This is a genomic window from Nostoc sp., from assembly GCF_036918015.1.
GTDB lineage: Bacteria > Cyanobacteriota > Cyanobacteriia > Cyanobacteriales > Nostocaceae > Nostoc.
In genome coordinates this window covers 1-9,969 of record NZ_JBALEO010000005.1, presented here as the reverse complement: position 1 = coordinate 9,969, position 9,969 = coordinate 1, and the positions used below count along the sequence as shown (strand labels likewise).

General features: G+C 44.6%; 9 protein-coding genes. 4 read left to right on the top strand and 5 right to left on the bottom strand.

The window, feature by feature from the left end:
* The first annotated feature begins 172 nt into the window (after positions 1-172).
* The gene (locus V7K61_RS00750) at positions 173-1,336 is read left to right on the top strand and encodes a DUF4336 domain-containing protein (protein ID WP_335050055.1); all 1,164 of its coding nucleotides are present in this window, start codon (positions 173-175) and stop codon (positions 1,334-1,336) included.
* 551 nt (positions 1,337-1,887) lie between these two features.
* On the opposite strand, the gene V7K61_RS00745 is transcribed toward V7K61_RS00750, so the two are convergent.
* From V7K61_RS00745 to V7K61_RS00740, 3 genes are all read right to left on the bottom strand, one after another.
* Positions 1,888-2,787, bottom strand: coding sequence for an aldo/keto reductase family oxidoreductase (locus V7K61_RS00745; RefSeq protein WP_335050053.1), 900 nt, complete (start codon positions 2,785-2,787; stop codon positions 1,888-1,890).
* 90 nt (positions 2,788-2,877) lie between these two features.
* A complete protein-coding gene (locus V7K61_RS34040; RefSeq protein ID WP_442936282.1) occupies positions 2,878-3,030 on the bottom strand; it encodes a zinc-binding dehydrogenase in 153 nt (50 codons plus the stop codon).
* Between the two features lie 30 nt (positions 3,031-3,060).
* Positions 3,061-3,843, bottom strand: a complete 783-nt coding sequence (locus V7K61_RS00740) for a quinone oxidoreductase family protein (RefSeq protein ID WP_442936281.1) — start codon at positions 3,841-3,843, stop codon at positions 3,061-3,063.
* Positions 3,844-4,140: 297 nt separating this feature from the next.
* Here V7K61_RS00740 and V7K61_RS00735 point away from each other — a divergent pair, with 297 nt between their 5' ends.
* The gene (locus tag V7K61_RS00735; RefSeq protein ID WP_335050051.1) at positions 4,141-5,061 is read left to right on the top strand and encodes an AraC family transcriptional regulator; all 921 of its coding nucleotides are present in this window, start codon (positions 4,141-4,143) and stop codon (positions 5,059-5,061) included.
* 156 nt (positions 5,062-5,217) lie between these two features.
* On the top strand, positions 5,218-5,919 hold the full coding sequence (locus tag V7K61_RS00730) for an SDR family NAD(P)-dependent oxidoreductase (RefSeq protein WP_335050049.1): 702 nt from the start codon (positions 5,218-5,220) through the stop codon (positions 5,917-5,919).
* Between the two features lie 53 nt (positions 5,920-5,972).
* Here the strand turns inward: V7K61_RS00730 and V7K61_RS00725 are convergent, their stop codons facing one another.
* A complete protein-coding gene (locus tag V7K61_RS00725) occupies positions 5,973-6,146 on the bottom strand; it encodes a hypothetical protein (RefSeq protein WP_335050057.1) in 174 nt (57 codons plus the stop codon).
* 282 nt (positions 6,147-6,428) lie between these two features.
* Between V7K61_RS00725 and V7K61_RS00720 the strand changes: the two genes are divergently transcribed.
* Entirely contained in the window at positions 6,429-6,650 is a 222-nt protein-coding gene (locus tag V7K61_RS00720) for a CopG family transcriptional regulator (RefSeq protein WP_335050047.1), read from the top strand.
* 121 nt (positions 6,651-6,771) lie between these two features.
* On the opposite strand, the gene V7K61_RS00715 is transcribed toward V7K61_RS00720, so the two are convergent.
* Positions 6,772-9,873: a hypothetical protein gene (locus V7K61_RS00715; RefSeq protein ID WP_335050045.1), complete on the bottom strand. Its 3,102-nt coding sequence runs from the start codon at positions 9,871-9,873 to the stop codon at positions 6,772-6,774.
* Positions 9,874-9,969: the final 96 nt, after the last annotated feature.

The window sequence follows — 9,969 nt, the reverse complement described above, 5'->3', positions numbered from 1 at the left end:
TGTTAAACCAAGGTGAGTTACTGATTAAGTGGCATCGAAAAATCAAAAATAAAGGTAATGTCAACTATGTTGCAGCTTAAATGCTGATTAGCTTAAAAGCAGTGCGTCAGCGACACCGACGCAACGCCTCAAGGTCGCTTGACATTTGGGCATCTGCCTTAACTTGACACCAATGGCTGCTGTCCCACTTTACCCTTACGGCAGGCGACGGACACTTCGCAAGGAAATAGTTTTTGACACTATCTGGACTTTCGAGCAGCTTCACGGCATTCTCTACACCATCGTGCCGATTCGTATGACTGTCGTCAAACTCGCTGCCGGAGGTCTTCTGGTCTATGCACCCGTTGCTCCAACAACTGAGTGTGTCCGCTTGGTTAATGAATTGGTAGCAAAGCACGGTGAAGTTAAGTACATCATGCTGCCAACCAGTTCTGGTCTGGAGCATAAAGTCTTCGTTGGCCCTTTTTCTCGCCGCTTTCCTCAAGCACAAGTCTTTGTTGCCCCGCACCAGTGGAGTTTCCCGTTTAACCTGCCACTTAGTTGGCTAGGCTTTCCAAAAAAACGAACTCAAGAACTCCCTGAAGACTCAAGCCTTGCTCCCTTCGCTCTGGAGTTTGACTATGCAATCTTGGACATCGATTTAGGACGAGGTTCTTTTGCAGAAGTTGCAGTGTTTCACAAGCCTTCGCGCACTCTACTTGTAACTGATTCTATCCTTTCTGTTCCAGTTAACCCACCAGAAATCCTCCAATTAGATCCTTATCCCTTACTGTTTCATGCAAGGGACAATGCCTTGGAGACTTGCGACGACAATGAAGACAACCGCCGCAAGGGATGGCAACGCATTTCATTGTTTGCACTTTACTTTCGTCCAAGTGCGCTGGAACTTACTCCAATCAGACAGATGTTTCGTGATGCTCTCAAAGCACCACAGCGAAACCTAAAAACGTACTTTGGTTTATTTCCTTTTCGCTGGCGAGAAACTTGGAAGCAGGCATTCGATGCTCTACAAGGTCAGGGGCGGCCATTTGTCGCACCGATTCTGCAAATCCTTATTTTTCCCCAAGCACCAAGACAAGTCCTCAAGTGGGCTGATACAGTTGCTAATTGGGATTTTCAGCAGATTATCCCCTGTCACTTTGACTCGCTAATTTTTGTAAATCCGCGTCAATTTCGGCAAGTGTTTGCTTTTCTTGAAAAAAAGCCCTCTGTAAGTAATGACTTTTCTTCTAGCAAAAGCCAGCCTCTATTGGAGGAAGACTTAAGATTTATTAAGGAACTGGAAGCGAGTCTAGTTAAGCGCGGTATCGCAACCCCAGCTAAAGAGAAGCTCTAATCAATACCCTAGCTGTAGAGACACACAGTTGTGCATTAGTACCAACTTATAAGTACTCAGACAAAAGACAATTTTGGTCAGATGATGGCATATTCTTATTGGATAAAATTATACCTTTATTTCAAAATCTCTCCTAATCTGGCTTTTAGCCTATTTTAAGACAATCGATCTCAAAAGAATTGACTTTTCTATTGGTATTGCTGATGGTGAACCTTACTGGAATGGGTATTTGGGGCAGTGGCAGGTTTGGGTTAAGTTTGCAGACGAGTGTAGGTCTGTGGTGTGCAATTGGCTAGTGGGGGTGTAGGTCATGTAGCTTGGGGATATCGCTAAACGTCACCTCACTACCAAAATTGATTTTGTTCATACGAATACGAATGCAAGTCAGGCGTTGGCAAAATAGCTGCCTTCATGAAAGTGCTATGCGATCATGATACCTTGTCGAACTCAATATAAAGGTGCTTCAGTGTCCGTATGAGTACGTTCGGTAAATATTGGTATCCTTCTTGTGCCAAGAGTTTGTCAAGCAGTTTGTGTCAAAGCTCAAATTACTAACTGAAGCGATCTACCAGCGGTTTTGCTGCGATCGCGTTCAGGTCAGCCACCATTTGCTGCTCCAGTTGCAGCGCCGCAGCAAAGACATTCTGACGTAAATGCTCAACCGATGAGGTGCCGGGAATCAGCAAGATATTGGGGGAGCGCTGAAGCAACCACGCCAGCGCTACTTGCATCGGTGTCGCGTTTAAAGACTTGGCGGTACTTTCAAGTACTGAAGATTGTAGCGGCATGAACCCACCCAGCGGGAAGAACGGCACATAAGCAATGCCCTGCTGTGCGAGATCGTCGATGAAAGCATCATCTTCCCGGTGCGCCACGTTGTACTGGTTCTGCACACAAACAATCTCCGTAATCGTTTGCGCCTCTATTAACTGTGTAGGCGTGACATTGCTCAAACCGAGGTGACGAATTAATCCCTGCTGCTTAAGTTCGGCTAAGGTCGTTAGCGGCTCCACCAGAGAACCCTCCGATAGTCCGTGACCGTCACCCATCAAGCGGAGATTGACGACATCGATCGTGTCGAGTCCGAGATTACGCAGGTTGTCGTGAATCGCTTCGGTCAGATCCTGCCGCGACATCGCAGGAACCCATGAGCCAACTTCAGGACGACGCGCTCCAACCTTGGTTACAATTACCAAATCTTCGGGGTAGGGATGCAGCGCTTGTCGGATAATCTGATTCGTGATGTGAGGTCCGTAGAAGTCGCTCGTATCGATGTGATTAATGCCAAGTGAGATCGCTTCGCGCAAAACGGCAACGGCTGCATCCACATCTCGCGGCGCACCCCATACATTCGGACCGGCGAGTTGCATAGCACCATAGCCGATGCGCTTCACTGTGATTGAGGTATTCGGCAACGTAAAAGCGCCGCCAAGGTTCCTTTGTTCAGACATATCGCTACTTTCTCCAAGAATTTTTTAATGATTTAATGAAAGCAATGTTGAGAGTAGAGTTGTTGTAAAAGCTGGAAATTCAATCAGATATTATTCGCCGCTCACGCGCAACACAATTTTGCCCAGATAGTGCTGTTTCATCGCTGACTGCGCTTGTGCCGCCTCTTCCAGTCCAAAGGTCTGTGCAATGTGAACTTGAAACTCACCCATATCGATCAATCGATTGAGTTGGTCTAACAACATTGGGTTAGCGAACCCATTTGCTTTCTTGAGTTACACACCGTCGGGTGCTAATGGTTCGGGCATCACGCCATTAGGAAAGGCGATCGTTCCGCCCTGACGTACCAAACTCAGCGTGGATTGAACGGTGTCGCCGCCCACCAGCACCAGCGCGATATCGAAGCCATCGGGCGCAAAGGCACGGGCGCGTTGCACAACGTCGTCGCTATGTCCGTCTACTGCTTCATCCGCCCCCAACTGCTTAACCAAAGCTACACCGTCTGCACCCGATGCGATCGCGAAAACGTTCGCGCCCATGCGTTTAGCCAGTTGTAGCGCAACGTGACCGACGCCACCGCTCGCGCCCCACAGCATCAAGTTGGTTTTGTTGCCTGTCCCCGACGCTTGCAAATTACTGAGTGCCGTTACACCAGCTATGGGTAGCCCGCCCGCCATCACCATATCGAGACCATCGGGCATCGGCGCGACCGTCTCTTGCGAGACGACGACGTATTCTGCATAGCTACCGCCTTTGTCGTTCATAAAGCTCTGGGCGTAAACGCGATCGCCAACAGCAAAACGCTCTACGCCATCGCCAATCGCAACAATAGTGCCTGCACATTCGCCGCCCAGTACACGCGGAAAGTGAACTTCGTTATACACCAGTTCACCTTCCCGCTCCAGCGCATCCCAGCCGCCAACTCCGGCAATCTCGATGCGAATCAAAACTTCGCCCGCGTCTACTGTAGGCACGGGTAAGGTGTGCAACGTCAGCTTGTCAGCATGACCGAACTCGTCAACCGCCATTGCTTTCATTTGTTGGGGAGTATTTTGCATAAATAGGTTCTCCTGCTAATTGCTTGAGTTGCTATTGATTGGTTTAGAGGCGTAAAACTGCTAACAAAGTTTGTTTGGACGAATTGCCATTTTCTCCAAAAAGTTTTTAATCGTTTAAGGAAAGCAATCCGGCATTGTTCTGTTGGACTCTGTAACGTTTGAGATGCTTTCATCCTACAAATTCGATCCAGCGTTTCCAATGCCTAAAGCTCTTTAATCTTTGCCTATTTCTCCAACGTGGATAACTTGAAGGCATTCTATAATCGTGTAGGGCGTTGAATGAATTGAGGTTTTACCATGACTTTCATTATTCCCATTTCTGATGTCGTTGCAGAGCAGTGCCAAGCGCTGGCGACATTAGTAGCGCGGCACACCGAACCCAATGGCAACCGGATCTATCCAACTGCGATCGCACCCTTGAGCCTTTCGCGATCGGATGTGTCCTCTGCCATCATCTACCAAGATTATCAACCGGGTCTCGCCCTTCTCGTTCAAGGCAAGAAAGACATGGTGTTGGGGAAAGAAACGTATACTTATGAGGCAGGGCAATGTTTTGTTGTCTCAGTTGATCTTCCCCTCGGTAGATGTATTGTTGAGGCGACGCCCAATCGACCGTATTTAGGATTAAAGCTGACTCTAGATTCAATGCAACTCTGTGAGATGGTTGCTCAAATGAATTTCAGTTCGGGGAAGAAAGAAAACTCTGTCCGAGGCTTATTTGTAAGCAACGCTGATGCCACGTTGCTCGACTGTGCCCTTCGACTCACTAAGCTCTTAGATAAACCCCAAGATATTCCCATGCTGGCACCGATGATGATTCGGGAAATCTACTACCGTCTGCTGATGGGAGAACAAAGTGAAGCCGTGCGCCAATTTGCTACATCCGGCAGCAGTATGCAGCGGATTGCTTCAGCGATCAAACGGATCAAGTCTAACTTTACTCAGCCGATGCGAGTCGAGGACTTAGCAAAGCAACTGAGAATGTCTACTTCGTCGTTTCATCAGCATTTCAAGCAAGTGACCTCTATGAGTCCACTTCAATATCAAAAGCAGTTAAGACTGTCAGAAGCCCGTCGCCTGATGCTGACGGAAGGTTGCGATGCCACCTCTGCTGCCTATCAGGTTGGATACGAAAGTCCCTCACAGTTCAGCCGGGAATACTCCCGCTTGTTCGGTGAACCACCGATGCGAGACATCGAACGGTTACGATCAACTTGACTTGAACTTCTTGACAGATTTCCCATTGATCATCTGTTTGGCTTGCTCTAGCTTCTGCTCTAACCCACCTGCAATCGCTTCAATCTAACGGGGTAGCCTTCGTAGCAGTGAGATGGAGTTTAAGGATCTTGACCCGAACAAAAGGTATAACATCAGATGGAATCTACACAAAACAAATGGGCATTAGTCACAGGTGGGAACCGAGGGATTGGGTTTGCCATCGCTCAAGGTCTACTGGCAAAAGGCTACTCGATAATTATCACTTCGCGTTCGCTTGATAACGCAAAACTTGCGTCCCAGAAGCTTCAACCAAAGGTAATTCCTGTCGAATTGGATGTCACTAACGATCGCTCTATCGATGAAGCAGTAAAAACCCTACATCAGAAAATTGCTCGGTTAGATGTTTTAATCAATAATGCTGCCGTGTATCCAGATAAGGATGTAAATATTCTTACCATTGACCGGGAGTTACTTGATTCCACCATGAATGCCAACACCTTTGGCGCAATTCGGATGGTGCAGGCATTTTTACCCCTGTTGGAAAAATCCCCTGATGCCAGAGTTATCAACGTTTCAAGCGGATATGGAGCATTAGAAGGCTTGTCTTACGATGTCCCAAGTTACTGCCTATCAAAGCTGGCATTAAATGGTGCAACAATTATGCTGGCACAAGCTTTACAATCTTTTGGAATTGTTGTCAATTCCATTTGTCCGGGGTGGGTTAAAACAGATATGGGTGGGTCATCAGCACCGCGCACGCCAGCCGAAGGAGCCGACACTGCTATTTGGCTCGCTACTGATGCTCCACGCAATATAAACGGTAAATTTTTGCGATATCGTAAAGTAATTTCTTTTTAGATGTTAATTGTCATTATAATTTTTTACCTTGAAAAAGCATACATCTTTTATGGCTATGGCGATGATTGACTCTCTAGGAAGCCAATTAAATGCACCATTTTCCACTGCCCAAACTGGTTCTCTGAATCAAGATATTGCGGTGCATAAATGTTATCACATTCATTGTGTTCAGTCCATCCAATAATACTCGCTCGTAATTGTGGAAAAACATCTGTTGTTAGCCACAGACAATCCCTGAGCCTGGACGCAAAAAAGCCTGCGTGTTCACCAATACCACTTGCTATGACAAAACGCTAACTTCCCAATCCCAAATTAAAACTGTATCTAAAATTCACATAAGTGATTTCTTGGTGAAGTTTTTGATTATACGTAAATACCTTAAAAAACTTATGTTTATAATAGTTTGACGACAAGGCAAGTATGAATCGAGTTAATAACGGTTATTTATCAACTATTGCTAGAGTGCAATGTCCGTTTAATTTCTCAAATTTTAAAAATCCGAACAAGTTATGAATAAAAAATGGGCTATCAAACGAATCACGATAAATCTCGCATCAACTGAGAGCGAAAAACTTGAACGCTATTGTGCAATCACAGGCAGACCAGCAACTGATGTCATTCGAGAGTTGATTCGCTCTCTTGAAGTAACTCATCTTCAAGAAAGCGAACATCCTGCACCGATGAAGGCTAGCTCTGTCACTCATGAACCACAGCCAGTTGGTATAGGTTAGAGATAGAGCAATGTTTTTGAGATTCTAAATTAAGTTTTGATTTTTGGCTTTGACTCGTTGAAAAGCCTATAATTAATACGTATTTTTATTGAATAAGGCAGGAGGGAGGAAGCAAATAAACCTATCTTTGTAAGTCTATTTGTTGTGTTTGAGATTTAGCTAATATTTTATCGATTTGAGTATTAACGTCCTCAAAAGTTTGCAGTATATGGGGTGTAACTTTATTAGTCTGCACCTTACCAGATTGCAAATTCAAAATTACCTCCCCATTTTTCTGTGAAATAGTTAAATCCCTCTGCTGAATATTAAAGGTAAGGTCATAAATCTTTCCTAGAACTTGAGTGCCATTTTCATTAGACTTACCCCAGACCATGCCAATCCTTTGAGCAATTTGAGTCAACCGACTGATGGCTTCAAGCTCAAATGTATCTTGATTCATTACTGTCAACGCTTCGGCTGATAATTGCTCACCAGCTTTAAACCCATTAGCCACTTCTACAATGCGTTTTTTGTAATTTTCCGGCTTCCCTAACTTATCTGCGGCATTGTACCAATTTCTCAAGTCATCAATAGTAACTGTCGGGTATTTCTCTACACCTAAAGGTTCGGTTTTCACATGATTACTAATGTCTGGTGTAGAAGGAGTAGTGGGGAGTAATGGAGTTATAGATTGGTTAGGTGGGGATTGTGCTGTTTGTTCTGGTGGTTTCAAAAACTGCGGTCGTGTAGCAAGGGAATTAACTCTTTGTTGATAGTCACTATCCGTTTCAATAATTGCCCCGAATTTCTTGGTCATGTTCTCCAAAGTTTTGGCAGGGATGGAACTATCAACCAAGTTAAATACCGCTAGACCTTTTTTAGTTTCCCTGATAACATCTTCTGTTGGTACTTGCTGCCATTCAACTTTTTGAGCAGTTAACCATTTAGTCACAGTCTCAGCTTTCTGGTTATCAACAGCCAGACCCATGACTCCAAGTTTTTTGTTTGATTCTGTAGAAAATAAGAAAGTAGGACGCGCTTTAATATGATGGAGAATTTTCGTACTACTCTCAATCATCTCTTGTTGTTCAGAATTAACTGGTTGAGTCCCAAAAGCCTGAAATTCCTTTGTCCAAATAGTAGGATATTCAACGGTATTAGGGTCAATTTGAGCGCAAATAACAGAGAAATTACTTTCAATAATAGTGGGTGCGGGTGTTAGTTTTCCGGTTTTGAGCAGTCCAAGCTGTCTGAGCGCGTCTTTGTCTTTTTTAAAGTGCAATACTCCCAAGGGTTCACCATTTAAAAATACGGCATCTCTGGTTTTAGAAGCTGAGGTTTGGATAGTCAGTTTTCGGTAATCCAAATCATCGAATGTCTGACCAGAAAAATCATAAAAGTTAATTTTATTAATTTTGAGGAGATTACCATTTGGGGACTCACCTAGCACAAAAGCTTGATCTCCAGCTTCGGAGATAGAGGTAAGTTTTAATTTGAGGGGATTACCATTTTTTAGGTAATCAACTTGTTTCAACTGAAGGAGCGAATCACTGTCTAACTCACCCAGAGTCAAAGCATCAATTTTGATTTTTACTGTTTTATCAGGAATCGGCACAGTGCCAAATTCTAAGTTGACCGGTTCGGCGTTAAAAACAAGTCCTGCATAAGAGAAGTTCTTGAGTTCACGGATAGTAATTTCAACCGGCTCGTTTCCTGGTAGTCCAATAGTTGCTTTGGCAGTAGCAGGTTCTACCCCAATGAAATTAGCTTGCGCCTTTGAGCCAATTGGTAACATTCCAGCCCTGGTTTCGAGCATGGCGAATTCCTTATATTCGCCGTCAGCATCCTGTACAAACATTAGTCTGGAAACGTGGCGTTCATGTCCCGGTGGGTGGTGGCTAGCTCTGATTTCTATGGGGTGTTTTTCGTCTGGGTTCCACTTTCTGCCCAAAAATTGATTTGCTTCATTATGAAGTGTGACTAACTTCGGTTCGCTAAATTGCAGTTTCTCCAAGCGGGAGATAATCTCATTGGGGAAAGCAGCGAAAGCAAAATTGGAGACTTTTTTAGCGATCGCCTGGGGGTTTGCGTTTTCTTTCCTTGCAACTTCGAGTTCATCCTGACGGGATGCACAGATATTCCAAGCGGCGGCGGCGGATGCAAGTTTTTCTGACTCTGGTATTGAAGCGTAAAATGCTTCTGCTGCATCATTTGCCAAGGCAAAGAGTAGTTTAGTTTGGCTTCTAGTAAGTTCTGGTTTTAGTTCTAGGAGTTTAGCTCCCTGCATGGTCATCCCCGCCTTGAGATTGTAATCTGCTTGCGATTGTTGGCTAACTGTTCCCAGGTTGCAGTAAGCGGGTTTTCCATCTGACCCAACCTCGCCATCTATCTGTGCAACTGCTAATAATTTATGGGGGCGTTCACTGTTTGTGAATTTAATCTCATCTAGGCGAATATTAAGTGTCTGGGCTTTCCAGATTAGGGGATGCCCGTAGCGGGTGAGGTTGGTAATTTCGAGTTGCGTTCCTGAATCCGTTTGAACAATTGCGCTAGGGCCAGACTCTGTTTCTCGCCGCCTTGAGGCACGAACCGCAGCGTTGAATTTCAGATCAAACTCGTACTTAGCGGCGATCGCTGCAAGTTTTTGCTGTGGTGTAAATTCTACTCCTTTGAACAAGTCTTTAAACTGGACTATGGGGCGCGATTCTAATTGTGATTGCTGGAAATATTTATTAGTTTGGCTAATCAATAATTCTACTGGTGAGTAGCCCTTTGGTGTTATCCCCGTGTTTAAATAAACTGAACGCGACTTTTTATCTTTAATATAATTAACATCACGATACAAGTAGCGGCTGTTTTCCCGGATTTTATCCATCTCAGGTTTTTTAGCACTTTTGAATAAATCAACCGCTATTTGGTTTTGATAACATCCCTCACTAATCATTTCTCGGTACATTAGGCGGTTAACATCCATCGCCTGCTGAATAATATCTGGCGTTCTGTTAGGATTCTTTGCTAGAGCTACAACAGATTGCATGAAAGGTTTGTACTCTGCTCTAATTGCTTTGGGCTTCTCGCCATATTCCTGTTCAAATAAACTTTGATAATGGCTAGATACTTGCTCTAAATATTCTAATTTTTGTTCTAAAGTACCATAAGTGTTTAGTACCTCAATTTCTGATTCTAATGCCTCCAGTGCTGTCACTTGATTGTTGATTATGCCCACGCTGATGCTATCACTCATGTCTGGACTTTAGACTAAAGGTGAGCGATCAGTAAGTGAGAGGGTGGGCAAAAAATAAAGGGATGCCTGTAATCACAAGCACCCCAGTAACGGAAG